This is a genomic window from Vibrio sp. CB1-5, assembly GCF_059412285.1.
Map to the genome: position 1 here is coordinate 126,953 of NZ_JBJHPB010000003.1, position 26,749 is coordinate 153,701.

General features: G+C 46.7%; 23 protein-coding genes and 2 pseudogenes. 12 read left to right on the top strand and 13 right to left on the bottom strand.

What is annotated here, in order from left to right:
• Positions 1-94: 94 nt before the first annotated feature.
• A complete protein-coding gene (locus ACJB0T_RS03240; protein WP_479292921.1) occupies positions 95-1,873 on the top strand; it encodes an ABC transporter ATP-binding protein/permease in 1,779 nt (592 codons plus the stop codon).
• On the opposite strand, the pseudogene ACJB0T_RS03245 reads toward ACJB0T_RS03240, so the two are convergent.
• The 7 genes and pseudogenes from ACJB0T_RS03245 to ACJB0T_RS03275 all read right to left on the bottom strand — a co-directional run.
• A pseudogene (locus tag ACJB0T_RS03245) lies at positions 1,854-2,126 on the bottom strand (GNAT family N-acetyltransferase); the annotation flags it as partial. The gene ACJB0T_RS03240 and the pseudogene ACJB0T_RS03245 overlap by 20 nt on opposite strands.
• A gap of 14 nt (positions 2,127-2,140) precedes the next feature.
• Complete coding sequence (locus tag ACJB0T_RS03250) at positions 2,141-2,992, bottom strand: ABC transporter permease (RefSeq protein ID WP_446646880.1); 852 nt, start codon at positions 2,990-2,992, stop codon at positions 2,141-2,143.
• A 4-nt stretch (positions 2,993-2,996) separates the two neighbouring features.
• Complete coding sequence (locus ACJB0T_RS03255) at positions 2,997-4,241, bottom strand: ABC transporter permease (RefSeq protein WP_479292919.1); 1,245 nt, start codon at positions 4,239-4,241, stop codon at positions 2,997-2,999.
• A gap of 86 nt (positions 4,242-4,327) precedes the next feature.
• Positions 4,328-5,374, bottom strand: a complete 1,047-nt coding sequence (locus ACJB0T_RS03260; protein ID WP_479292917.1) for an ABC transporter substrate-binding protein — start codon at positions 5,372-5,374, stop codon at positions 4,328-4,330.
• A gap of 31 nt (positions 5,375-5,405) precedes the next feature.
• Positions 5,406-6,491: an ABC transporter ATP-binding protein gene (locus ACJB0T_RS03265; protein ID WP_479292915.1), complete on the bottom strand. Its 1,086-nt coding sequence runs from the start codon at positions 6,489-6,491 to the stop codon at positions 5,406-5,408.
• A gap of 411 nt (positions 6,492-6,902) precedes the next feature.
• The gene (locus ACJB0T_RS03270) at positions 6,903-7,172 is read right to left on the bottom strand and encodes a hypothetical protein (protein ID WP_479292914.1); all 270 of its coding nucleotides are present in this window, start codon (positions 7,170-7,172) and stop codon (positions 6,903-6,905) included.
• Between the two features lie 163 nt (positions 7,173-7,335).
• A complete protein-coding gene (locus ACJB0T_RS03275; RefSeq protein WP_479292912.1) occupies positions 7,336-7,767 on the bottom strand; it encodes a MarR family winged helix-turn-helix transcriptional regulator in 432 nt (143 codons plus the stop codon).
• Between the two features lie 100 nt (positions 7,768-7,867).
• On the opposite strand from ACJB0T_RS03275, the gene ACJB0T_RS03280 reads away from it, so the two are divergent.
• The 5 genes and pseudogenes from ACJB0T_RS03280 (at position 7,868) to ACJB0T_RS03300 (ending at position 9,690) form a co-directional block, all read left to right on the top strand.
• Positions 7,868-8,374 carry a DUF2798 domain-containing protein gene (locus ACJB0T_RS03280; protein ID WP_479292910.1) on the top strand — a complete coding sequence of 169 codons (507 nt, stop codon included), beginning with the start codon at positions 7,868-7,870 and terminating at the stop codon, positions 8,372-8,374.
• A 26-nt stretch (positions 8,375-8,400) separates the two neighbouring features.
• Positions 8,401-8,709 (top strand): DUF3861 domain-containing protein, encoded by a 309-nt coding sequence (locus tag ACJB0T_RS03285; protein ID WP_479292908.1) that lies wholly within the window; start codon positions 8,401-8,403, stop codon positions 8,707-8,709.
• A gap of 174 nt (positions 8,710-8,883) precedes the next feature.
• Complete coding sequence (locus ACJB0T_RS03290) at positions 8,884-9,150, top strand: DUF5062 family protein (protein WP_479292906.1); 267 nt, start codon at positions 8,884-8,886, stop codon at positions 9,148-9,150.
• A gap of 40 nt (positions 9,151-9,190) precedes the next feature.
• A pseudogene (locus ACJB0T_RS03295) lies at positions 9,191-9,391 on the top strand (family 1 glycosylhydrolase); the annotation flags it as partial.
• 119 nt (positions 9,392-9,510) lie between these two features.
• Positions 9,511-9,690: a hypothetical protein gene (locus ACJB0T_RS03300; protein ID WP_479292904.1), complete on the top strand. Its 180-nt coding sequence runs from the start codon at positions 9,511-9,513 to the stop codon at positions 9,688-9,690.
• Between the two features lie 46 nt (positions 9,691-9,736).
• Here the strand turns inward: ACJB0T_RS03300 and cra are convergent, their stop codons facing one another.
• Positions 9,737-10,717, bottom strand: a complete 981-nt coding sequence (gene cra / locus ACJB0T_RS03305; RefSeq protein ID WP_479292902.1) for a catabolite repressor/activator — start codon at positions 10,715-10,717, stop codon at positions 9,737-9,739.
• Between the two features lie 377 nt (positions 10,718-11,094).
• On the opposite strand from cra, the gene fruB reads away from it, so the two are divergent.
• From fruB to fruA, 3 genes are read left to right on the top strand one after another with little or no spacing between them, the layout of a single operon-like run.
• Positions 11,095-12,228 (top strand): fused PTS fructose transporter subunit IIA/HPr protein, encoded by a 1,134-nt coding sequence (gene fruB / locus ACJB0T_RS03310; protein ID WP_479292900.1) that lies wholly within the window; start codon positions 11,095-11,097, stop codon positions 12,226-12,228.
• A gap of 10 nt (positions 12,229-12,238) precedes the next feature.
• Positions 12,239-13,186 carry a 1-phosphofructokinase gene (gene pfkB / locus ACJB0T_RS03315; protein ID WP_479292898.1) on the top strand — a complete coding sequence of 316 codons (948 nt, stop codon included), beginning with the start codon at positions 12,239-12,241 and terminating at the stop codon, positions 13,184-13,186.
• 56 nt (positions 13,187-13,242) lie between these two features.
• A complete protein-coding gene (gene fruA / locus ACJB0T_RS03320) occupies positions 13,243-14,976 on the top strand; it encodes a PTS fructose transporter subunit IIBC (RefSeq protein WP_479292897.1) in 1,734 nt (577 codons plus the stop codon).
• Between the two features lie 79 nt (positions 14,977-15,055).
• Here the strand turns inward: fruA and ACJB0T_RS03325 are convergent, their stop codons facing one another.
• From ACJB0T_RS03325 to ACJB0T_RS03340, 4 genes are all read right to left on the bottom strand, one after another.
• Positions 15,056-16,159 carry a S1 family peptidase gene (locus ACJB0T_RS03325; RefSeq protein ID WP_479292895.1) on the bottom strand — a complete coding sequence of 368 codons (1,104 nt, stop codon included), beginning with the start codon at positions 16,157-16,159 and terminating at the stop codon, positions 15,056-15,058.
• A 181-nt stretch (positions 16,160-16,340) separates the two neighbouring features.
• Positions 16,341-17,408: a S1 family peptidase gene (locus ACJB0T_RS03330; protein WP_479292893.1), complete on the bottom strand. Its 1,068-nt coding sequence runs from the start codon at positions 17,406-17,408 to the stop codon at positions 16,341-16,343.
• A 217-nt stretch (positions 17,409-17,625) separates the two neighbouring features.
• The gene (gcvT, locus tag ACJB0T_RS03335) at positions 17,626-18,759 is read right to left on the bottom strand and encodes a glycine cleavage system aminomethyltransferase GcvT (RefSeq protein ID WP_479292891.1); all 1,134 of its coding nucleotides are present in this window, start codon (positions 18,757-18,759) and stop codon (positions 17,626-17,628) included.
• A gap of 386 nt (positions 18,760-19,145) precedes the next feature.
• Entirely contained in the window at positions 19,146-19,769 is a 624-nt protein-coding gene (locus tag ACJB0T_RS03340; RefSeq protein ID WP_479294528.1) for a helix-turn-helix domain-containing protein, read from the bottom strand.
• Positions 19,770-20,156: 387 nt separating this feature from the next.
• Here ACJB0T_RS03340 and ACJB0T_RS03345 point away from each other — a divergent pair, with 387 nt between their 5' ends.
• The 3 genes from ACJB0T_RS03345 (at position 20,157) to gcvP (ending at position 24,829) form a co-directional block, all read left to right on the top strand.
• Positions 20,157-21,464 (top strand): serine hydroxymethyltransferase, encoded by a 1,308-nt coding sequence (locus tag ACJB0T_RS03345; RefSeq protein ID WP_479292890.1) that lies wholly within the window; start codon positions 20,157-20,159, stop codon positions 21,462-21,464.
• A 34-nt stretch (positions 21,465-21,498) separates the two neighbouring features.
• Positions 21,499-21,879, top strand: a complete 381-nt coding sequence (gene gcvH / locus ACJB0T_RS03350; RefSeq protein WP_042470057.1) for a glycine cleavage system protein GcvH — start codon at positions 21,499-21,501, stop codon at positions 21,877-21,879.
• A gap of 85 nt (positions 21,880-21,964) precedes the next feature.
• A complete protein-coding gene (gene gcvP / locus ACJB0T_RS03355; RefSeq protein WP_479292888.1) occupies positions 21,965-24,829 on the top strand; it encodes an aminomethyl-transferring glycine dehydrogenase in 2,865 nt (954 codons plus the stop codon).
• A 402-nt stretch (positions 24,830-25,231) separates the two neighbouring features.
• On the opposite strand, the gene ACJB0T_RS03360 is transcribed toward gcvP, so the two are convergent.
• Positions 25,232-26,740, bottom strand: a complete 1,509-nt coding sequence (locus ACJB0T_RS03360; protein WP_479292886.1) for a DUF3360 domain-containing protein — start codon at positions 26,738-26,740, stop codon at positions 25,232-25,234.
• Positions 26,741-26,749 lie beyond the last annotated feature (9 nt).

Sequence of the window (26,749 nt, forward strand, 5' to 3'; positions counted from 1 at the left end):
AAAACTGTGACCGTAGATCGAAGTGAAGGTTACTGAAGTATCTATAATTTACAAAGTGTTATACCCAAACTTATTTCAATAAAAGGTCCAAACTATGCAAATACCCTCCCAATCAAAACAACAACGAAAAAACTTGGGGATTTTAGTTGAGCTTTTGGCCTTTATCCGTCCTTATCGAATGAAAGTGTTCACCGCACTGCTGGCTCTCATTGTCACGGCTGGATTAACCCTCTCAGTTGGCCACGGCGTACGCATTCTCATTGATCAAGGCTTTACTCAGCAGTCACTGGCCGATCTACAGAGCGCGATACAATTCATTCTCCTCATTACTTTGTGTATCTCTATCGGCACGTTCTTCCGTTTCTACTTAGTCTCTTCTGTTGGTGAGCGTGTCAGCGCCGACATTCGACAAGCGGTGTTTGACCACATCATTACTCTGCACCCTAGCTATTTTGAAACCAATGGCAGCGGCGACATCATGTCCCGCATTACAACAGACACCACTTTGCTGCAAAGCATCATTGGGTCTTCCTTTTCCATGGCGATGCGCAGCGCATTAATGTGCGTCGGTGCTATCGTTATGCTTTTTGCTACCAATATTAAACTGACGCTAATCGTGCTCGCATCGGTGCCATTTATTCTAGTACCGATCCTATTTTACGGTAGACGCGTCAGGGCGCTATCGAGACAGAGCCAAGACTCAATGGCAGATGTAGGTAGCTATGCTGGCGAAGCCATTGAGCACATCAAGACGGTGCAAAGCTATAGTTTCGAAGCGGAAGAACGCGCTTCATTTTCTCGCGAAGTTGAGCGAGCTTATGATATTGGCCGCCGCCGAGTTAAACAGCGCGCAATCTTAATCTCGGGCGTGATTGTCATTGTATTTAGCGCTATCGCAGGCATGCTCTGGGTGGGCGGCAGTGATGTGATTAACGGTGTGATGTCGGCAGGCGATCTTGGTGCGTTTGTGTTTTACGCCATTATGGTGGCTTCATCCCTTGCCACCATTTCAGAAGTCATGGGCGAGTTGCAACGTGCAGCGGGAGCCACGGAAAGATTGGTCGAGATTTTACAAGTCGAAAGCCATATTACCGCCCCAACAAGCGACATACTTTCACCAAACAAACTAAAACCAGAAGTCGCGTTTCACAACGTGATATTCCACTACCCATCTAGACCTACACTGGCAGCAGTGGAGTCACTGGATTTGGTCGCCGAAGAAGGCAAGGTTTTGGCATTGGTGGGGCCTTCTGGCGCCGGAAAAACCACCTTGTTTGAGCTAATGCAGCGGTTTTACGATCCTGAAGCAGGGCAAATCACCTTAGGTGGCATCGATATTCGACGCTTTGATCCTCATGAACTTCGCAAGCAAATGGCATTGGTTCCTCAGCAGCCCGCTCTTTTCAGTAATGATGTGTTCCACAATATTCGCTACGGCAATCCGAACGCCGGTGATGCTGAAGTGATTGAAGCGGCAAAGAAAGCCCATGCTCACGAATTTATTATGAATTTGCCCGAGGGTTATCAAAGCTTTTTAGGAGAGCGCGGTGTACGCCTTTCTGGCGGCCAGCGACAGCGCATTGCCATTGCGAGAGCGATACTTAAAGATCCTAAGATTTTATTACTCGATGAAGCCACCAGCGCCCTAGACAGTGAAAGCGAACACCATGTCCAACAAGCGCTAGAAGAACTCATGCAAGGTAGAACAACCATCATCATCGCCCATCGCCTTTCTACCATCCAACACGCCGATCAAATCGCTGTGTTGGATCACGGCCGTTTGGTAGACAAAGGTAATCATCATGCGTTGCTGAAAACTTGTGAGCTTTATCGACGCTTGGTTGACTTACAGTTTAAACATCTGGCGAGTTAGTTACGTTCTTTGACCATGTATCTCGTGACAATCCATAGATGGCATGGTCAACCACAGGTCCATTTAAGTTCTCGGCGCGGGTGATAACCCCTTCTAAAGAAAAGCCCAGCCTCTCACAGACAGCACGACTTGGTTTATTCTGGGTCGCTGCTGATATCTGAACTTTTTCCATCTCTAACTCAACAAAAGCCATCTCCACCAGTGTTGCCACTGCCCGTGTTACGATCCCCTTCCCTTGTTTTCTCTGGCGTAGCGCCTGTTTTTCACCTACCAGCTATTGATTCGAATTCGCTCCGACCTCGAGCGTAAATATTCGATGGTAAACAGCAATAAAGCCGACAGCACCACTAACAGCGTCGCAACCGCCAATATCGTTGGGTTAATCTGCTCTCTGAGTCCAGAGAACATCTGCCTAGGTATCGTCTTTTGCTCAGGACCTGCCAAAAACAACGCGACCACGACTTCATCAAACGAGGTTACAAACGCAAATAAAGCGCCTGAAATGACACCAGGTCTGATTAGCGGCATGATAATCTTAACAAAGGTATATACTGGCTTAGCGCCCATACCTAGCGAAGCCTGTACAAGGGAGTAGTCAAACCCTGCTAATGCAGCATTAACGGTAATGATCACAAAGGGTGTACCTAATGCTGCATGTGCAATCACTACTCCCCAAAAAGTACCTGCAAGATTCAACTGGGTGTAAAAGAAAAACATACCAGCTGCAGTGATGATCAAAGGTACGATCATTGGAGACAGCAAAATTGCCATGATAATACGTTGCATTGGCATGGCAGAGTTACTCAAACCAATAGCAGCCAACGTCCCTAATACCGTCGCGAGCACCGTTGCACAAATACCAATTAGAAAGCTGTTTTTAATGGCAAGTAGCCAGTTGTCATCGTGCCAAATTTCTGCATACCACTCTAGGGAGTATGCCTCCTTTTCAAACGCCAACATGCCAGGCGTAAAGCTAAAATAGGGCTCTGCATTAAACGATAACGGAATAATCACCAATATCGGCATCATCAAAAAAAGCAATGTCAGGTACGCACTGGCCGACAGAGACAACGAGCCTAACTTCTGCAAAGGTGTAAAGTAACTTGGAAATCTCTTCATACCATTACCCTAACTTAATGTTGTTCACGCCCACCCAACGGTCATATAACCAATAGAGAGCCAAAATTAATACCAGCAGTAAGCTACCTAGGGCGGCGGCTAGTTCCCAGTTGTTGGAAGACTGCATATGGAACGCGATGATGTTACTGATCATTTGCCCATCGGTCCCGCCAACTAACGCAGGTGTGATGTAATAACCAATCGAGATAATAAACACCAACAACGCACCTGCACTTAAGCCTGGCAAGGTCATTGGAAAATAGATTTTAAAGAAGGCTGGCATCGGTTTTGAACCCAGTGATAGCGCGGCTCGATAGTAGCTTGGGTCAATATTTTTCATAACGCTATATAAAGGCAAAATCATAAATGGCAGGAGAATGTGCGTCATAGAAATGATGGTCGAGAACTCGGTATACAGTAGATCCAATGGTTGGTCGATAATACCAATAGCTTTAAGAGTGCTGTTCACAACCCCATTCGTTTGCAGCAAAGCAATCCAGGAAGTCGTACGTACCAACAACGAGGTCCAAAAAGGCAGTAACACAAACACCAAAAGCTTGTTCGCTTTGCTCGCAGAAGCCGTCGATAAATAGTAGGACAACGGAAAAGCAATAATCGCAGTCAATAAGGTAATGTAGAGCGCGATTTTTAAACTCTTCCAGTAGAGCTTGATGTAGATTTTGGTGTCTCTCGCTTCGATGTCGCCTTGCAGCGTTTTCTTAAGATCCAGCGCCGTTAAGTAATAACGCTCGGTCCACTTATTACCTGATAGCTTGATCGCTACCCACACTTCTGGAGAGCGCCATTTCTTGTGTTTGTCTAACAGGACATTTGCCCCTTCTGTATTCAGCTCATCGGCCGGCATTCTTTTGATTTTTCGGGCAGTCGATTTAATTAAGCTAGATGAACCCGGTAACGAGCGATTGATCTCTTCCGCCAGCTTTCCTGAGCGGCGCTCTTTCGCAAGCCCATACAGCTCAACAGTAAAGACTTGAACAATGTCGTCAGATGGCATAGCTCCTGAGGATTCATCCCATGACTTCATCGCCTCAAGAGTATTTGGCACCAACTGAGCGACAGTTGGATGATAGACACTGCGATACAACATCGTAGTAATCGGGGCCAAAAATGAAATAAACACAAACAGAAGCAACGGCAGAGTGAACAAAAACAGCATCAATTGTTTGCTGCGATGTTTCTTCTTACTCTGTGCTAGCTCAGTCAAAGTTAGCGTATTGTCACTCACCATACCGTTTTCATCCTTGAAGGTGTGTCAGATATCAAAGGGATGCCATCACCGATGGCACCCCTCTTCTTAGCAGCAGTTAACTGCAATTATTGAAGTAACCACTCGTTGAATTTCTCACCCAATGTCTCGCCGTAATCAGCCCAGAAATCACCCGATGCTTTCACGCCTTCGTCTAAGTGAGAGGATGGCAGCTTAGGAATTACAGCAGGATCAACATACTGATACGCCGACTTACGAGTTGGGCCATACGCTACCTCAGGCATGCCACTCAGTGGTTTAGAACCTGTCGCAAAGCGAATGAACTCTTCCGCTAATGCTTTCTTCTTGGTCCCTTTCACAATGGCCCAAACATCTAAGTCATACACATGCGAGTCCCACACCATTTCAAAAGGCTTACCTTCACGCTGAATCGCATCAAAGAAACGCCCATTCGCTGATTGCACCATCACAGCGCCACCATCATTAAGCAACTGAGGAGCTTGCGACCAACTGTCGAACCACACAATGTCATCCTTGATGGTGTCGAGCTTGGCAAAGGCACGCTTTTGTCCTTCATCGGTACTTAACACGTCATAAACGTCTTCTTTGGCGACACCATCTGCCAATAACGCCCACTCCAAGTTCACTTGAGGGCGTTTCCTAAAGGCGCGTTTACCTGGGTAGGTTTTGGTATCGAACAGATCTTGAATAGAGCTTGGTTTTCCACCTTGAATGGTGTCATGGTTATAGGCAAACAGTACTGTCCAAACGATGTTACCAACACCACACTCATTGGCTAAAGCTTCTGAGCTAAAGTCATCTTTCGCAGGCGTACCATCATCACCCGGCGGTAGTGTGTCCATTGGGAAAACTTCAAGTAGGCCTTCAGAACACGCGCGCTCTAGGTCAATAACTTCCACATCAATGACGTCCCAGAGCACGTTGCCACTTTCGACTTGTGCCTTGAGCTCGGCAATACCACCAGAGTAGTTTTCTGATAACACTTTGTGTCCGGTACTCGCAGTAAATGGGTCCAGCATATGTTTTTTCTGGGCATCGCCATACGCACCACCAAACGACACTGCCGTCAGTTGATCCGCAACTGCTGCATTGCTCAATCCAAACGCAAGAGCAATAGGAAGCCACTTTTTCATGTTTGTCATCATATTTCCTTTCTTTCCTTGACTAAGGGTGGTCAAGCGCTAACCCATCTGAAATGGACCACGTTAGGCTGGCTTTATCACCGGCCTTGAAGGTCGGTGCTTGTTGATCATTGAGAAGCTTCACCATGACATCTCTTCCGTCTTGCAACTTGAAGAAATAGCGGATGAAATCCCCCACATATAAACGGGTAACAAATGTGGCGAAAACCTGATTCGTGTTGGTCTCATCCTTGTCACCAATAAAGAAGTTTTCCGGGCGAACGGCCAACATGCAGCGCTCACCAATATCTGGACAATTGATAGCTGTTGCCACCACTTGAGTACCATCCGTCAATTCAACATAGGCATGCTCCCCTTCGACTTTTAGGAGAGTGCCAGGAAGATGATTGTTCTCCCCTAGGAAGTCGGCAACAAACGCATTAGCAGGACGCTCATATAAGGTTGAAGGGTCTGCACACTGCTGCACAACGCCATCCTCAAAAACGGCGATCCTGTCTGACATCGTCAAAGCTTCGGTTTGATCGTGCGTGACATAAATGGCAGTAAACCCCAACTGTTCGTGAAGGCGTTTTATCTCAAACTGCATTTGCTCACGTAGATTCTTATCTAGCGCGCCTAGAGGTTCATCCATTAACACAATCGACGGTTCAAAGATCAAAGACCTCGCGAGGGCCACTCGTTGTTTCTGACCTCCAGAGAGCTGCCCTGGATAACGATCACCAAAATGCTCTAGCTCCACGAGCTTTAGAAACTCATGTACTTTTTGCTTTATTTGCTCTTTGGACAGTTTGCGGACTTGTAACGGATAAGCGAGATTTTCAACCACTGTCATATGAGGGAACAGAGCATAATGTTGGAAAACCATGCCAATATTGCGATGGTAAGGCGCGACGTTAGTAATCAGCTCACCATTGACTTCAATACCGCCGCTGGTAACGTCTTCAAAACCAGCTAACATCATCAAACAGGTGGTTTTACCTGAGCCTGATGGCCCTAATAGCGTGACAAATTCCCCTTTAGCAATATCGAGGCTAAAATCTTTCACTACAAAATTGTGCCGGTCATAGCTCTTTTTTACATTCTTAAATTGTACGTAACGACTATCCATGTTTAGTGCCTATCCCTCCGCTCCAAACTCAACCTCAGAAAATTGAGCGCTACTCAAAAAACTAGTTACAATTAACAAGTGAGCAATATTTACTTTAAAAAAGTGTGACTTACACTTTATTTCTTAGGGAAAAGGGGAAGGCGTAAAGTGTGGGATTCTAGATATATCTCGCCTATTATCGGAATCAAATCACACCCACCCGACAAAACTAGAGATATATATCAAAATTAAACATCAAGGCAACATAAAATACTTATTTATAATTCAATCGTTAGACTAAGATCTACAGCTCGTTCTACAAGAACAAACCATACAATATCAACGTGCTACATAAATATTTATGGAAGCGGCTAGCAGCAAAAAGCCAAAGCTTAGCTTTGGCTTTAGTTTAAGCTTTTCTATAACATTCGGTTACCAATGCACATCCAAATCCTGATCAATGCCATTTTGTATGGCCTGCCATTGTTCCATTAGCGAACTGGCTTTTTCAGCGCTGATCGGTTTTTCGAGTGACGCGTTTTTATGGTCATTTACCGAAAGCATATACGATTGTGCACTTAGGTCAGCCTGGATGTTGTGATAGTCCTTGATGCATTGAGCTGTCGTTTGGTTAGGTCCCCAGGCAAGAACCAGTTTGCTACCGTTTATATCCATTGTGATGGCTAGTGAGCTGCAGTCCATGTCATTCTCCTTATCGCTTTTAGAGCTGTTACACCAAAAGCATAGTAGAGCTATTGAAATGGGGCGATATTAATACTCATTCCGTGATCGCCACCGGCATCAACTGACTTTGCATGTACCAAGCTTGCAGTACACTGGATGGTTTCTTGCTCGTGCCTTTATTTTACTGGCTCGCTTCTAGGTTCTTAGCCATTTTTTCAGCGGTGGTATTGAAGCTATCTAGCTCTTCTTTGCTTAGCCCCCGGGCCATCGTTGCGAGTACCTGTTTATCAATAGCTGCCAAACTGGCCATGACCTTCTGCCCTGCTTCTGTAAGCTCCAAGAAATGACTTCGCTTGTCACTTGGGTTTGGTGCTTTAACCAATAGAGACTGCGCTATCAGCGTATTGATCAACCTTGTAACCTGCGCCTTGTCCCTGTCTAAATAATGCGCAATATCGATAGACGTACAGGGTGATTTTTTGGTGATGATCTTCATGACTCGCATATGCATGGGAGCAATATCGTAGTCGAGGCTCTCTATCTGCTCCGCCATCTGACGCTTAAGCGAGTGAACTAAACGAAAGACAGATTCCAAAGACGTGTTTTCAGGCATGATCGATCCTTTCCAAAATATAGTTGACACTATCAACTACTGAGTTTATAGTTGACATTATCAACTTAAATCGAAATTATTTCAAGACTGGAGAAACGAAATGACGACACAAGCAACACTGAGTCCATTAGAGTCAAACGCCTCTCTAGAGACCAACAAGAAAACACCTATCCTTCTTAAAATACTCGTCATGGTAAGTATCATGAGTCTAATTGGAGGAACACTCACCGCAGTTATGACATACATGAATGTCGGACTAGGTAACACATTCATTCAGCAATGGCTATCTTCATTTGCTCTTGCCGCCACAGTAATGACGCCCGTAGGCATGGGAATGATGGCACTGATGACCAAAGTCGTAAGCACACTCCTTCCAGAAAAAAGCGACCATGTTCGCAACTTAGTGACAGGCCTAATTATGGCCGTGTTTATGGAGTCTCTTATGGCGTTTATAACCGCAGCAAACACTGTTGGATTTTCTGATGCTTCCGATTTTACCGTTGGATGGTTTAACGGCTTTATCGCCGCGCTCCCAATCGGCTTAGCAATCATGGTCGTTATGTCGATGACCATAAAACCTAAAATAGAAAAGTTTCTTAAAAGCTAATCCAGTAATCTTTTTTGGAGAACCCTATGAGCAGCAAACACAACCAATACCGTATTACCATTGAAGAAGTAAGCACCAAAGCAGACCGCGAGCTTCAAACGCTAACATTCGAGATTGAAGATCGAGAAGACATGTTCGAAATCATTGAGAGAATGAAGCAAGGCAGCGGGCTAGATGAACAGTCAGCAACTCGCCTAGGGCTTAGCATTCGTCTACTTGGGCCAATGATGATGCAAGATAGAAAGCACCCATTGTTCACAGACTTGATGCCTCATTTCAAAGAGTTCATGCAAAACCTTAAGAAGACAATCAAAGATCAAATTAAGAGTCACTAAACCTATCTAGCCTCGCATCCACGAGGCTTTTCATTTTTCTCTTCCCTCACCCGACATACCTCGAGTTTTTACAAACAGTAACGTCATTTCTATCAAAAAGTGAATGACTTAACGGTGAACACGACACTTAACTGCTAGGGTTTAAGCTCACCCACAGATGAATCTAGGCGATGTATGTCAAAGACAGCGAAATTAGAAAACGAAGACAAGTTGTTCAAAAAGGCACTTGAGGTAGGGTGTAAAATGGCGGCCATGCAGGGTTACCCGATTCATGATCCTTCTGCGAGTCAATCAATGAAAGCCAGGGCGCTGTATCTCTTTTTAGTCGAAGTTCGCCAAATCGTTCCACTACCGGAAGATAAAGTAGATGGACAAAACATCAAAAAACGGCTGGCACTTTGGCTCCATAGCGCGCTGCCGGATAACGATCCTCTCAAATAACAATCACGCGTCGTAACACCACATCTGAGCATAACCAACGGAAAACGGATACAGGAAGGTTGTCATCGACAAAAACGGGGAAATCCAAGATGACTACCGTATCGCCTATTTGAACGATCACTTAGTGCAAGCGCGTGAAGCCGTAGACGATGGCACTGGTACTCTAGAAAGAAAGCGTAAGAAGAGTTTTTATTGGTATCAAGGAGTTATTTCGAGTAACGGGCAGTCACTGTCAGACTAGTTCCCACTCTTTTTTGAATTGGTAAAGAAATCATCAGTCGCGCCCAAACATTCAATAAAACTCTAGTTTCGGCGCGTCTTCAGTGTTAAATTTGTGAAAAAATTAACAGGGAGTTCACGATGAATTCGAAAATCGCAGTGGTAATGGGCTTAGCGTTGGCGACTGTGCTAGCGGGCTGTGCCCCATCAAACGAATATCGTAATAACCAAGAAATTGGTACTAAGATGGAAGACGACGCGAAGCGCGAAAAAGAAATTTGTACGGCGCTTGGAGATATTAACTGCGCACAGCAGCTTTAGTCCAAATGAATCAATAGTAAAAAGGGAGCTGCGGCTCCCTTTTTAGTTAATTTCTTAGCTTAATTTTTCTTGGAATCAACTCTACACCGGGGTTGTAGCGTTTGGCGGACGCATTGAGTGCTAGCTCGAGCGCACTATCGCAGATAAGTTCAAACTGCTGCGGAAGCGAATTGACGCGTAGTGGGAGAAAATCGAGTAGACGATTGTCACCAAAGGTTCCAATCTTCACTCTGCCCATCAGTTCAGGTTTATCAATCAAAACATCGAGTACACCTTCAAGTAGGGTGTAAGAAGTGGTTACCAATGCATCTGGTATATTGCCCTGCTCTATCCACTCCATAAAGACTCGCTTGCCTTCATCACTATTAAAGTGGTCACCATAGGCAACAACAGATTTCAGCTGCTTTTCTTTTATCGCAGTTTCAAATCCCAATTGACGCTCTCGAGAGATGTTTAGTTCTGGCAGGGCACCAATCAAGCCAACTGTATTAACCTTGTTATCTAACACTGATTGAGTCAACTCGTAAGCTGCCCCATGATCTTCACTAATCACGCAGCTAAAGTGCTCATCATCCAAGCTTCGGTCAATCGCAATGACTGGCGTACCGCGCTGCTGAATAGGCAGATAGTAGTCGCTGGCATCGGTAATGGCACTTGCGACAAACAATGCATCAATACGACGAGAAATCAACGCATCGACCACCAGTTTCTCGGTTTGTGGGTCGTCATCGGAGCAGCCAATCAATATTTGAAATCCAGCCTTGCGAGAGTTCTGTTCAAGCAACTTAGCAATACGGGCGTAACTGGTGTTCTCTAGGTCTGGAATGATCAAACCAAAAGAACGACTCTGTCCCGCACGCAGTGATGATGCTGCGTGATCTGGTCGGTAGTTGTGTTCCTCTACCACGGCCATAACTTTGCGCTGAGTCTTTTCTGAAATTCTGTATTTTTGCGCTTTGCCATTGATAACGTAACTAGCGGTGGTTTTCGATACCCCTGCCAGTTTAGCGATCTCGTCGAGTGTCATGTTTCGATCCTTTTCTGTGCGATGGATCATATAAATGAATCCCAAGCTAACTGATGAATTGAATTATATGCTGAATCGGTTCAGTATCAAAGCTGAAAGGATTCAGCAAAGTTCACAGTTTTAAAACTTAGTCCATACTGATAATGGAAAGACAGTGAACATAGGCAATTGAACATAGGCTAAAGTGGCGCCAAGTCTGATGCTATGAATCACGCATCATTACGAGCAATAACGTAATAAAGTCCACCAAAACAACAGCAAAGGACTTGCTGACTTTTTTTTGAGATTTTTGCTGAATCGATTCAGTTGCGCTTAAAGCAGTAAGCATCAAGCCAACATGAATCGGTTCTTTAATAGAATTAAACAGGTGAGCAACTATGCTTCAACTCGACACGAACACGATTACACTGAATCAATCCTCCGACAATAAACTAAGCGCTATCAAAGCGATCGCCGCAGACCTTACCGCTAAGGGTTTGGTGCAAAACGGTTACGTTGACGGCATGCTAAATCGCGAAGGTCAAAACTCAACGTTTCTTGGCAATGGCATTGCAATCCCACACGGCACAACCGATACCCGTGATCTGGTTAAGCAAACGGGCGTTGCCGTTCATCACTTCCCTAACGGCGTAGATTGGGGCGATGGCAATGTGGCGTACGTCGCCATTGGTATCGCAGCTAAGTCTGACGAGCACTTAGGTATCCTAAAGCAGCTAACGAAGATCCTTTCGGCTGACGGTGTAGAACAAAAGCTAAAGCAGGCTAAGAGCGAGAAAGACATCATTGCCCTGCTTAACGGTGACGTGCAGCTTGAAGCGGACTTTGATGCATCACTAATCCAACTTAACTTCCCAGCAAGCGACATGGTTCAGATGGCAGCGGTTGCTGGTGGCCTACTTAAAAACACCGGTGGCGCAGGCGCTGAATTCGTTGCTGATCTCGTTACTAAGTCCCCTACTCACCTTGGTAAAGGTCTATGGCTAGTAAGCAGTGATAAGGCGGTCACACGAACTGGTATGGCGTTTGTTTCTACCATCAATCAGTGCGAACTAGACGGCAAGCCAGTGCAGGCGCTAATCGCTTTTGCCGCTTGCAACAATGCTCACCAACCAATGCTGGACAAAATTACTGAACTGGTATTCAAGCAAGAACAGGACAAGCTGATCTCACTTTCTACCGAACAAGTGCTTGGTTTCTTCACTGGCGAAGACGTTCAAGCGGCAGGCGCTGAAGAAGGCAACGTTGCTGTATTCAAGATCAAGAATGCTCACGGCCTTCATGCTCGTCCAGGTGCTATGTTAGTGGCTGAAGCGAAGAAATTCGAATCGTCTATCAAGGTGTCTAACCTAAATGGCGATGGCAAAGCGGTTAATGCGAAAAGCCTGATGAAAGTTATCGCTCTTGGCGTGAAACACGGTCATGAGCTTCAGTTTAGCGCTGAAGGTGCAGATGCTGCAGAAGCATTGGAAGCGATTGGTAAAGCTATCGCATCGGGTCTAGGTGAAGGCTAAGGAATCTGTTATGACCACTACAAATAAAGTCGTCACCATCACACTCAATCCAGCACTGGATCTCACTGGCAGTCTAGAGACTTTGAACAAAGGTTCCGTCAGCCTAGTGAACCAAGGATCGTTGCACGCAGCAGGGAAAGGCGTAAACGTAGCCAAAGTGCTTAGCGACTTAGGCGCTAAAGTCACAGTGACTGGCTTTCTTGGTACCGATAACCAAGAGCTGTTCTGCCAGCTGTTTGCTGAGATGGGCGCGCAAGACAAATTTGTTCGCGTAGCAGGCTCTACTCGCATCAACGTCAAACTGGTTGAGCAAAGCGGCGACGTTAGTGACATCAATTTCCCTGGTGTTGAAGTTAACGCGGAGGCTATCGCCGCATTTGAACAAACTCTCAACGAGCTCATGGCAGAGCACGATTACTTTGTCTTCGCGGGCAGTTTGCCACGCGGTATCACGCCGGAGCAATGTGCAAGTTGGATTGCGCATCTGCAGCAAAACGGTAAGCGCGTCCTATTCGACAGCAGCCGCGACGCATTAGCTAAAGGACTCGATTCAAAACCTTGGCTAATCAAGCCCAATGATGAAGAGTTGTCACAGTTTGTTGGTCGTCACCTCACCACGCAGGCGCAGTGTTTAGAGGCGGCCGAGTCACTTTCTGACAAGGGCATTGCCAACATCGTGGTTTCGATGGGTGCTGAAGGTGTGCTGTGGTTAGAAAACGGTGAATGGCTACAAGCAAAGCCACCAAGAATGTCAGTCGTAAGCACGGTTGGTGCTGGTGACACGCTCGTTGCAGGCCTATGTTGGGGTCATATGCAATCTAAGCCAAAAACAGAGTTACTTTCTTTTGCAACCGCCTTATCTGCGCTAGCAGTGAGCCAAGTAGGCGTCGGTGTTGCGAGTGTGGAAGAAGTTTTATCCCTACAACAAAAAATAGAGTTACAAAAGCTTAGCCACTAATTTACCTAAGCCTTTGGCTTAGATTCTTGTGGCAAATGGACACGAAGGTCGAACCTATGAAAATTTCAATTATTACCGCTTGCCCTAGTGGCGTAGCAAACAGCATTATCGCGGCAGGTCTTTTAGACCAAGCTGCAAAAGCACTCGGACACGAAGCGAATGTCGAGTGTCATTCTAGTGTGGTGGAAACACAAACTCTGACAGAGGCTCAAATTAACGAGTCTGACGTCATTGTTGTGGCCGCTAACGCACCAGTAGATACTCAGCGCTTCGTAGGCAAAAAAGTCTATCAAGCGAGCATCTCCGAATGCACATCGGATCCAAAAGCATTCCTTGCTGATGCTATCGAAAAAGCGACCAAACTAGAGCAAGGTGTGGCAGTTGCTAAGGCAGCAGACACATCAAGCAGCGCGAAAAAAATCGTGGCTATCACAGCCTGCCCTACTGGCGTGGCGCACACCTTCATGGCAGCAGAAGCGCTTGAAGACGAAGCTAAGCGCATGGGTCACACCATTAAAGTGGAGACTCGTGGCTCTGTCGGTGCGAAGAACCAACTGACGGCCCAAGAAATTGCCGATGCGGATCTAGTGATTATCGCAGCGGATATTGAAGTTCCACTGGATCGTTTTGACGGCAAACCGATGTACAAAACCAGTACTGGCCTTGCTCTTAAAAAGGCGGAACAAGAAATCAATAAAGCACTGGTTGACGCTTCTCCTTACAAGCATACCGCTGGTGCAAGCCAGTCTGGTGCAGCCGAAGAGAAGAAAGGCGTGTATAAGCACCTTATGACCGGTGTATCTCACATGCTTCCTGTCGTTGTTGCTGGTGGTCTTATCATTGCGCTATCGTTTGTATTCGGTATCGAAGCGTTTAAAGAAGAGGGGACGCTTGCAGCAGCACTTATGACCATTGGTGGCGGCAGTGCATTTGCTCTGATGATCCCAGTACTCGCTGGCTACATTGCGTTCTCTATTGCTGACCGCCCAGGTCTAGCTCCAGGCCTTATTGGCGGCATGTTGGCAAGCTCTACAGGCGCGGGCTTCCTCGGTGGTATTGTGGCTGGTTTCCTAGCAGGTTATTCAGCGAAACTGATTGCCGATAAAGTCAGTCTTCCACAATCAATGGAAGCGTTGAAACCTATCTTAATCATTCCGTTTGTGGCGAGCTTGTTCACAGGCCTTGTGATGATTTACATCGTTGGCGGTCCAGTATCTGGCATTATGGCGGGCTTAACTGACTTCCTAAACAACATGGGTAGCGCTAATGCGGTTCTACTAGGTGTACTTCTAGGCGCAATGATGTGTTTCGATTTGGGTGGTCCAGTAAACAAAGCCGCTTACACCTTTGGTGTTGGTCTTCTGGCTTCTCAAACATACGCTCCTATGGCTGCTATCATGGCAGCGGGTATGGTCCCTGCGCTTGGTATGGGTCTAGCAACATTCCTAGCGAAAGATAAGTTTGAAGCAGGTGAGCGTGAAGCAGGCAAAGCATCATTCGTACTCGGTATGTGCTTTATTTCTGAAGGTGCGATTCCATTTGCAGCGAAGGATCCTGTACGCGTTATCCCTTCATGCATGATTGGCGGTGCGTTAACAGGTGCACTATCTATGCTAATCGGTGCGAAACTAATGGCACCTCACGGCGGTCTATTCGTTCTGCTTATTCCTGGTGCAATCTCACCAGTACTGATGTACCTAGTAGCGATTGCGGCTGGTACTGCAGTAACAGGCTTTACCTATGCGTTCCTAAAACGTCGCTCTGATGAGAAAACGCTGGCTGCGGCTTAATGGAACAACAAATTTAAACGATGCCGCCCCCTATACAAGGCATTTTGAATAGCGCTGCACTCGCAGCGCTTTTTTTATCTTAAGCAAACACTCGTCTGCGTAGCCAACTCAGGCTTATCAGGCTCAACGACAGCAACCAAGACCAAGCACCTCCACCGCCTCCGTCACCGCCACCAGAGGTAACTGTTCCACCCTGAAAAATAACGCGGCCGTTCGCTTCTAAATATTCGATGCGATCTTGCTCAGTCACTGTCACAGTGGGTAGTTGCTGACCACTCAGCACACTATCAATCCAGCCTGCGTAATCCGCAATTTCAGTATATGCTGCGGTCACTGCTGAAGTCGCATCACCGCACTCGGCAGGGCCAAAACTGGTTATTCCGACTTGCTTGAACACGCCATTATCATTCCAGTAGATAGGCCCTCCAGAATCACCTTGGCATGTGCCTGCTTTCAGACCATTAACAATAGAAGTCGCACCACTAAAACAAATTTGCTTATCTGTTAGGAAGTTACCGTTGGTAAAGTTGTTAGCGCAGGTAGCATTGGAGACCCAAAATAGATCCGCACGTTGCAAAATATTGGTGCCAGCCACTCCCGATTCCACGTCACCATGCCCTAGCGCAACGAATGAGGCGAGCCGACTTCTATATTGACTCGACTCTGTAGATCTGGCGCGTGAAACCGCGCTTCCCCCCGACACAGAGTTCTCTAGACGAATAATTGCAATGTCATTGGGAAGCAGTTTGGTAATGTTGTTTTCAAAGCTCGGGTGGAAGAACACCGCTTCAGCGCGCTGTTTTTCGGCGTTAAGAAATTGGTTCTCGTTCTCCAGACCGACAACAGCACTGGTGAACAATACGGCGCCTTCGTCATAACTATTAAAACTCGATAAACAATGTCCTGCAGTCAGAACATGGCGGCTATCAAGTAGCGTGCCGGCACAATAGGCGCCTGAGGAATAACGTCCGTCGTACTCCAACGAATCAATAAAAAGGCTAACGAAAGATGGAAAGTCTAAGATCGACGCATTAGTGCCATTCACTATCATTGGGGCGATGTCAACCTTTGGGGCTCCCTCGCCTTCAGGAGAAACATTACTTTCGGCATGCACTAAACCCGCCACCAAACCTAGCGGCAGCACCAATCTTGTAAGCAACCCTAGTTTCACGTTTAGATTCATTCGGAATCTCCTTTTCTGAATAATCTGTGGGTGTTAACGTGATTTAGCTCTCAGTTTCAGTATAGGGTGTTACGAACGATATAGTAGGTTCGATTAGGCATGTCTTAACAATGAGTCAAAGAAGATCAAAAACGCCGAGCAAATAGCTCGGCGTTATCACCAAATATAACTTCTGAAAAATCTATCCAGCGACCAGCTTTCGTCTTGACCAACCGACATAAGCAAGCAGCGCTGAGAATATCCAAGGTAAGCTTCCGCCACCACCGTCACCATTCCCGTCTACCGTGTTGGGCTTTGGTGATACTTTTTCACCAAACTCAACGCGCTCTTGCTCTGTAGGGTGATAAGTTGGCACCTCGTGCCCGGCTAACACACTTTCAATCCAATCATAATGCTGTGCTACTTCAGTAAACACAGAAGTTACAGGGAGTTCAGGGTCACCACATGTTGAAGGGCCAAAGCTGGTGATACCAATTTGCACCAAATGTCCGTTATCATTCCAGTACACAGGTCCACCGGAATCTCCTTGGCAAGTGCCACCATTCAAGTTAGTTACGTCACTGTAACTGCCAGAAAAACAAATATAGTCATCACGTACGCCGTTCAAACCAAAAATTTGGCATTGGCTATTGCTAACATAGTTGAGTGCCACCTTAAGTAGCTGCGTAGAATCATCTTCGTGAGAACGAGTATCACCATGCCCTACAGCCACAAAGCTTGCTGGCTGGTAGCGATAATCTCTTTGAGAACCGTAACTGACAGGCTCGCCAAGTGAGGCAGGCGTTTCCAGTTTCAAAATCGCAATGTCATTGCGCCAAAGATAATCTTCCCCATCTCTGTAATCCGGGTGAAGATAGATTTCAGCAATGCGCAATCGCTCGGCACTGTTGGCATTATCAGTATTCTGTAGCTTGGTTACCGCAACAGTAAACAATTGGTTCCAGCGAGCGGCATTATCACTGCCGTAAAAACAGTGCGCAGCGGTTAATACATAGTCTTGATTGAGTAAAGTGCCACCACAAAGAGGCCCTTCAAGCAAGTAATCTGTATAGGCAACGGGATCCGAAAATAAAGACACAAATGAACGATAGTCATCGATATCGGCTACATTTCCATTAACGATGTATGGTGCAACCGACGTACTATTTTCAGCAGCAATTATTGGGTCTGCATTAGAATGAAGTGCGAAAAAGCTAGTCGATAAAACCGCAGCGGCAATTGCACCACGGGTAGAAAAACGTCGCAACACGAAACGGTACTCCTTGTCATGTGTGTCATGATGCTGCATATAGAGCAGCATTCTTTATCTAGGTGCAATAGTAACGTCCTTATTAATCACGTTTTTTTGCACTTCTCACAGCATGACAAAATTCATACAAAAAAGCACCACTGGATGACAGTGGTGCTTTTGGGTGACGCTCAGATTAAGAAATTAACCCTAGTAGTCAATCTACGCTGAAGCTCAATTAGCCTCGGTAATAACGCTGCGGCACAAACGGCATTTTCTCAACTGTCATAGCAAGCTTTTTACCTCGTACTTCTGCAAACACTTCTGTACCAATTGCCGAAAACTCAGTCCTCACGTAACCCATAGACACTGGTTTTCCAGCCGTTGGACCTGCTGTGCCGCTGGTTACGATACCAATTTCGTTGTCGTCAGCATCAAACAGCTTCGCACCTTCACGCACTGGCGCTTTAGTTTGACCAATCAAACCTATACGCTTACGAGCCACATCTTTGGTTTCAATTTGGTTCAGAATAATATCCGCGCCTGGGAAGCCACCCGCACGCTCACCGTCATTACGACGCACTTTCTGAATGCCCCACAGCAGACTTGCTTCTACAGGCGTGGTCGTTGTGTCTAGATCATGACCGTACAAGCACAGACCACACTCAAGGCGAAGCGAGTCACGCGCACCAAGACCAATCCATTCTACTTCTTCATATTCTGTTAGCGCTTGTGCAAGAGCTTCCGCATTCTCAGACGGTACTGAGATTTCGTAGCCATCTTCGCCCGTGTAACCAGAGCGGCTAACAATGCACTCAACGCCATTAATATCCAATTTACGAACATCCATAAACAGCATATCAGCCACTTCAGGCTGAATACGAGCCAAAACCTCAGCCGCTTTAGGACCTTGCAGTGCAAGCAGAGCGCGATCTTCGATCACTTCCATCTCAACACCTTCATCAAGGTGTGCTTGAAGGTGAGCAATATCTTGCTCTTTACATGCCGCATTGACGACAACAAACAGATGATCGCCTAGGTTTGCCACCATAAGATCATCCATGATGCCGCCTTGCTCATTAGTAAAGAACGCATAACGCTGCTTACCCGCTGGCAGGTCAATAATATCGACAGGAACCAATGTTTCGAGGATTTTAGCGGCGTTTGCACCGTGCAGACGAATTTGTCCCATGTGCGACACGTCAAACAATCCAGCAGCATCACGACAGTGAAGGTGCTCCTTCTTAACACCCAATGGGTATTGTACTGGCATATCGTAGCCAGCAAATGGCACCATCTTAGCGCCAACACTTACGTGTAATGCATGCAAAGGTGTTTTCAATAGATCTTGGGTTGCTTGTTCTTGAGCCATTGTAATCTCCATTGGGTTGGACCACATTTCAGTGAGTCCTGCTCCTGTTGTAAGGTGAGTGGTTCACTATCTTTATCTGCGCAAGTTTGCTGACTTACACACGCTCGATGGATTCAATCGGTATCCATAAAATGAGTAACCTGAATGGTGAAGAGTTCACCACCAGGAAACCATGTTTCCTATAGTGAACAAGAATGCGGGTATTTTTCTCATTTAACAAGATACAAACACCGCAAAATGTGACACTTAACATCCTATTCACAGAATTAAAGTCAATAAAAAAGCGCCATTTCGACGACCTTACCGTCAAAACCGCGCTAGTTCAGAGCATTTTCGCAACAAAGCAAACGTTTGCTTTCATTATACGAAACTCAATCAATTGATGATTATTTCGCCGTCACCCAAAGAATATGGGCGTCTTCTTCACTGGTTGAGATGAGCATGTGGCCCATGTTTGCATCGTAGTAAACACTGTCCCCTTCGCTCATGGTCATCGGTTCATAAAACTCGGAAAAGAAGGTGACTTGACCCGACAGAATCAGCAAAAACTCTTCACCATCATGCCTTACCCAATCACTATATTCTTCAAAAGCGCGCGCTCTCACTGTGCTTTTGAATGGCATCATCTTCTTGTTTGATAATTGCGTTGCCAAAAGCTCGTGTTCGTAGGTTGGTGTTGGGTGGGGTTTCCCCTCACCTCGCCTAGTAAAGTCACGACGACCCGCTGCGACCTTTTTCTTTGGTGGTTCAAAGAGTTGCGGCATGTCTATATGCAGACCTGATGCCAGTTTTTGCATCGCCTGAAAGGTTGGAGAGATCTGCTCGTTTTCAATCTTACTCAGTGTCGAGCGCGCAAGCCCTGTTCGCTGGCTCGCTTCCTCAAGCGTGAGTCCCATCTTAGAACGAATGTCCTTGATGCGTTCACCCAGTTTGAGAGGCTCTATATTTTCGTCCACTGACTCACGAGCCAGCGTTAAGGACGGATACTCATCATAGATGTCTTCTGACATGCGATCCTTCTTTTTCATGACTTCCTGTTTTGCAAATTCATTGTTGCATGAAGCGACTTCTATATTAAAGACCAAGTATAAAAATAAAGCGTGCTCTCGGTAACATTTTCGGAAACTGTGTTTCCTATAGGAAATTTCTGATTGATTGTTTGAGCCGACAGAGGTATGTTATCGGCTTGTTAGATGAAGAGATGCACTTACGCGCTGGTGAGTCAACGGAAGTCCTTTACTCGACAGCACGTTTACTGAATGATTTTTGTCCTACTTATTGGGACTAATTCGCGCCGCTGTTTTGAACAGTTTGCCTGTTCTTACAGTACTAAGACACGACGCAATCGACACCATGAAAAACACAAACGTCGATTGAACAATGGAAGGTTTACCGCCATGAATGCTCAGTACTCAAAAAGCTATCCAAATCACAGCCTAGAAAACTTCTTCTCAACCAACTTGTCTGCGACAGACGATGCTGTGTTCACCGGAATCCAAGCAGAGTTCGCTCGCCAGAATGACCAAATCGAGCTAATTGCTTCTGAAAACATCGTTTCCAAAGCAGTTATGCAAGCACAAGGCACTTGCCTAACCAATAAATACGCAGAAGGCTATCCAAACCGTCGCTATTACGGTGGTTGTGAGCATGTTGATACTGTAGAAGCTATTGCTATCGAACGTGCAAAGTCTCTTTTTAAGTGCGAATACGCAAACGTTCAACCGCACTCTGGTGCTCAAGCCAACGGCGCAGTAAAACTGGCGCTACTTCAACCTGGCGACACCATCATGGGCATGTCTCTTGATGCCGGTGGTCACCTTACTCACGGAGCGCGCCCTGCACTTTCTGGTAAATGGTTTAATGCCGTTCAATACGGTGTGGACAAAGAAACCCTAGAGATTAACTACGACGACGTACGTGCTCTAGCTGTTGAACACAAGCCAAAAATGATCATCGCTGGCGGCAGTGCGATTCCACGCGTTATCGACTTCGCTAAGTTCCGTGAAATCGCGGATGAAGTTGACGCAATCCTAATGGTCGATATGGCACACATCGCAGGTCTGATTGCGACAGGTGCGCACCCAAGTCCATTACCGCACGCACACGTTGTCACCACGACAACGCACAAAACACTGCGTGGCCCGCGTGGTGGCATGATTCTTACTAACCACGAAGACATCATTAAGAAAATAAACTCAGCGGTATTCCCGGGTCTTCAAGGCGGTCCGCTGATGCACGTGATTGCGGCAAAAGCAGTTGCGTTCGGTGAGGCGCTAGGCCCACAATTTTCAACTTATATCGATTCAGTGATCGCGAACGCAAAAGTACTTTCTGAAGTATTGCAAACTCGCGGTTGCGACATCGTGACTGGCGGCACTGATACTCATCTTATGCTGGTTGACCTACGTCCGAAAGGACTCAAAGGTAACAAAGCTGAAGAAGCCTTAGAGCGTGCCGGTATCACATGTAACAAAAACGGCATCCCGTTCGACACAGAAAAACCTATGATTACATCGGGTATTCGTTTAGGGACGCCAGCGGGAACCACCCGTGGTTTCGGCACTGAAGAATTTAAACTCATTGGTGAGTGGATTGGTGACGTGTTAGACGGCCTAGTAGAAAGCCCAGAGGGCAATCCAGAGGTCGAGAAACGCGTACGTAAAGAAGTGAAGGCGCTGTGCGCTCGCTTCCCGCTCTACACTTAAAGAACAAAACATCCTTAATTTTGGAGATAAAGCAATGGACAACACTTTGAAGTTTTCTGACAGCCACGAATGGGTACGCGACAACGGTGACGGTACTGTGACTATCGGTATTTCAGAGCACGCTCAAGAAATGCTAGGTGACGTAGTATTCGTTGACCTACCAGAAGTAGAAGACGAAATCGAAGCAGGTGAAAGCTTCTCTCTCGTTGAGTCTGTAAAAGCAGCATCTGACATCTACGCACCAGTAACAGGTGAAATCGTTGAAATCAACGAAGAGCTAGAAGACAGCCCAGAGCTTATCAACGAAGAGTCTTACGAAGGTGGCTGGATCGTTAAAGTGAAAATGTCTGATGCTTCTGAGCTAGACAATCTTAAGAGCGCTGAAGAATACCTAGCGTCTATCGAAGACGAATAAGCAACACTCACAATAAGCTGCCTGCGGTTGGGCAGCTTATTTTTTTAAAGATCTCGCAGAGGATCTTTGAGAAGGTAAAGGAACCATGACTGAATTACTCAACAGCCTAAGCACACAAAACGAATTTGTTGCTCGCCACAATGGGCCAAACAAATCTGACCAACAGAAAATGCTGGACGCGATTAACGTTCTAAACCTAGACACGCTTATCGACGAGACTGTCCCAGCGCAAATCCGCCTAGAACAACCAATGACGCTCGACGCTCCAATGAGCGAAGCGGACATGCTGGTAGAAATGAAAAAGTTCGCGGATTTGAATCAAGTAAAACGCACATTCATCGGTCAGGGTTACTACAACACCTTCACACCAAATGTGATTCTGCGAAACGTTCTAGAGAATCCAGGTTGGTACACGGCGTACACGCCATATCAGCCTGAGATCTCACAAGGTCGCCTTGAGTCGTTGCTTAACTACCAGCAAATGGTCATGGACCTTACGGGTATGGAGATTGCGAACGCATCTTTGCTTGACGAAGCGACGGCAGCAGCAGAAGCGATGACGCTTTGTAAGCGTGCTGGTAAGAGCAAGAGCAAAGTCTTTTTCGTGGCCGATGACGTTCACCCACAAACACTAGAAGTTGTGAAAACTCGTGCTGAGTTCATCGGCTTTGAAGTACAAGTAGGTTCCTTAGAATCTCTTCCAGAACAAGACGTATTTGGCGCGCTCGTTCAATACCCAGGCACAACAGGTGAAGTTCGCGACCTAACCGACATCATCGCTGCTGCGCAAGCGAACAAAACACTTGTTACCGTTGCAACTGACCTACTTGCTTCAGCACTGCTTAAGCCAGCTGGTGAGATGGGCGCAGACGTAGTTATCGGCTCCGCACAACGCTTTGGCGTACCAATGGGCTACGGTGGTCCACACGCAGCGTTCATGGCAACCAAAGATAAGCACAAGCGTACTATGCCAGGTCGTGTCATCGGTGTATCTATCGATACCAACGGTAATCAAGCACTGCGCATGGCAATGCAGACTCGTGAGCAGCACATCCGCCGCGAGAAAGCGACATCGAATATCTGTACTGCGCAAGCATTGCTAGCCAATATGGCAGCATTCTACGCGGTATACCATGGTGAAGAAGGTCTTAAGACTATCGCTCGCCGTACGCACCACATGACAGCAATTCTAGCGGCTGGTCTAACGAAAGCAGGCTATGAATTAGCTCACAACAGCTTCTTCGATACCATTGCCGTTAACACTGGTGACAACACAGACAAGCTGGTTCAAAAAGCGCTAGCCTCTGACATCAACCTTCGTCAGCTAGAAGGCCAAATTGGTATCAGCTTCGATGAAACAACGACTATCGAAGACATCAATGTTCTATTTGCTGTATTTGAAGTAAAAGAGAGCGTTGAAGCTCTATCTACAGAAATTGCTGGCAACGAGTTTGCAGCGATTCCTGAAAACTGTCGTCGTACCTCTCGCTACCTAACCCACCCTGTGTTTAACACTCACCACAGTGAAACACAGATGATGCGTTACCTAAAACAGCTAGAGAACAAAGACTTCTCACTGACGCACGGCATGATCCCACTAGGCAGCTGCACCATGAAGCTAAACGCAGCCGCAGAAATGATTCCGGTAACGTGGCCTGAGTTTGGCTCTATCCACCCATTCGCACCACTTGATCAAGCAGCAGGCTACACAGCCCTAGCGGATGACCTTAAGAAGAAGCTTTGTGAAATTACAGGCTACGATGAGTTCTCACTTCAGCCTAACTCAGGCGCATCGGGTGAGTACGCAGGTCTAATCGCGATCCAGCGCTACCACGAGAGCCGTGGTGAAGGTCATCGTAACGTGTGTCTGATCCCAAGCTCTGCGCACGGTACTAACCCTGCAACGGCGTCTATGGTGTCAATGAAAGTAGTTGTCGTTAAGTGTGACGACAACGGCAACATCGATACTGACGACCTAGCAGCGAAGATCGAGAAGCACCGTGATAATCTATCAAGCATCATGATCACCTACCCTTCTACGCACGGCGTATACGAAGAGCATGTGAAAGAAGTATGCGAGATGGTTCACGAAGCTGGCGGTCAGGTTTACCTAGATGGTGCGAACATGAACGCTCAGGTTGGTCTAACGAACCCAGGCTTCATCGGTTCAGACGTATCGCACCTAAACCTACACAAAACCTTCTGCATCCCGCACGGTGGTGGCGGTCCAGGTATGGGTCCTATCGGTGTTAAATCACATCTAGCACCATTCCTACCAGGTCACATCGAAAACGGTGTTGAAGGCGAAGACTACGCAGTGTCTGCAGCCGATCTTGGCAGCGCTTCAATTCTACCAATCTCGTGGGCATACATCGCGATGATGGGTGAAACTGGTCTAACGGATGCAACGAAAGTCGCTATCTTAAATGCAAACTACGTGATGGAGCGTCTACTTCCACACTATCCTGTTCTTTACCGTGGCACCAACGGCCGCGTAGCACACGAATGTATTATCGACATTCGTCCGCTGAAAGAAGAAACTGGCATCAGCGAAGAAGACATCGCTAAGCGTCTAATGGACTACGGCTTCCACGCGCCAACTATGTCGTTCCCTGTTGCGGGCACACTCATGGTTGAGCCTACCGAGTCAGAAGATCTTGAAGAGCTAGACCGTTTCTGCGAAGCGATGATCGCTATCCGCGAAGAAATGACACAAGTGAAAGACGGCGTATGGCCACTAGACAACAACCCACTAGTGAACGCACCACACACCCAAGTTGACCTTTCAAAAGAGGAATGGAACCGCCCATACTCTCGCGAACTAGGCTGCTTCCCGTCTGCTCACCAGAGAGCTTGGAAGTACTGGCCAACGGTGAACCGTGTCGACAACGTATACGGTGACCGTAATCTGATTTGTTCTTGTCCTTCGATTGAGAACTATGAAGATTAATGAAGTTGGTTAACTTCTAGAAATTGAAAAGCGAACCTTTGTGGTTCGCTTTTTGGTTTTGAGAGCAAGGAATAATAGAGTCATAACCCCAACCTACTTACAAACCACCCTTGGACAAAAATAGTTTACGTCCGTTCGTATTTAACATACCCCAAGTAGCCGTCATCCTCACGAAAGTGAGGATCTCCTACTGCGTGTAGGTAACTGAAAATATTTGACTAAGTCACGTAAGTTAGCTTCTCGACGCGCTGAGTGAGATCCCCTTTTTCAAGGGGATGACGGTAATCTTGCAGATGGCTTTAAGCACTATATGGTGCAGAAACGGTTTAGACCCACTTAACTAAACCGTTTCTATAAAGCTAGAAAGAACCCTCCAGCCATAATCTAGGGTTATCAACCCTACTAACGAAAACTAGGAATAATCGCTGGGATCCCAGGAAGCAAGCCCACCAACGCCATCACACTACTTAGCACAATAAACATGATTCCAGGCAGCACCCAACGGCTCATTTTACTGAGTTCACCGCTACGTTCTTTACACCCGACCAAGCCTAAGTTGTCCAACAGCATGGTGAGAGACCAACCAAATGCGGGGTTAACTAGCACCGATGAAAACACGACGATTGCTGCTGATTGTGTGGTTTTCCCTTCACGCGTCATTTCCATTCCTGCCTCTAGCAACGGGACAAATACCCCAACAATGAGCGCCACACACAGGACAGGTTGCCATATCGCTAGATCCATTGGGTACCCCCAAACCGCGGCGATGATACAGAACAGTGCCGTTAGCAATGCGCCTGCTGGTATAGGTCGTTTAGCAATTGCTGCTGGCACGATATAAGTGCCCCACGAAGAAGTAAAGTTAGTGCCACCGAGCAGAGAGCCGAACGTTTGACGAATTGATGCCGTGGTCATGGTATCGTCGATGTTCATGTGCACTTTTTCTGTACGCTCTGGATAGCTGATTTTCTGAAACACTTGATGGCCTAAAAAATCCGGTGACCACATCGCCACTGCCAAAATAGCAAACGGCAATACCACCATGAAGTGCTCAAGCGTTGGTAGGCCTAGCATCCAGCCAGTATCTTCTCCCCACCAATACATAGGGTTCATGTTGGGTAAACCAGGCTCGGTTTGAAAAGAGAACGGAGCACCCATAGCAAACGCTAATGTCCCACCTAGCAAGCAACTAAGCGGAACGGCAAGCCAGCGCTTACGAAAATGTTCCAACAAGGCATATAAAATAATGGTGCAGAAGATCACGACAAAAGCGATGTGGCTCATTCCGATTCCCTCAGCCCAAGCGAACAGCTTTTTAACTTGAGAAGCGGTTCCAACAAAACCTAAGTAGAGCAATAGCCCGCCACAGACCCCTTTACTGGTGAGGTTGGCCAACATACTGCCACCTTTACTGATGGCTAAGACTAAGCCAAAGGCGCCAATCAACAAACCAAACGCCATAGGATGCCCCCCGGCTGCTACAACAATGGGGATTAGGGGGATAAGCGGGCCGTGTGTACCGGCGAGGTTAGCAGTCGGTAAGAGAAAACCGGAGAAAAGAATTATAAAAACAGAAGCTATGAGTAGTTCATAACGCACGTTTTCTAAAACAAAGCCCTCATTAAGCCCTAGCGCGCCAGCAAACGTTGCGGCAATAGCTCCCACCATAACCACTTTACCAATGGTCGCCGCCATCGCAGGGATAGTGTCCTCGACCTCAAGTCGATAGTCTTTAAAAGGCAAATTGGGACGCCAGCGTTTAGGCGCCATGATTTGTAACTCGTGCTCTAAATACTGTTCTCGGGATGAAAATTCTGATCTTGGTTTATGTTGTTGTTCGTAGGTGAGCTCACCCTCATTGGCTTGAGGCTTATCTGTTCGTATATGTTTGGACTCTAAAATACTGCTCATTGTGATTCC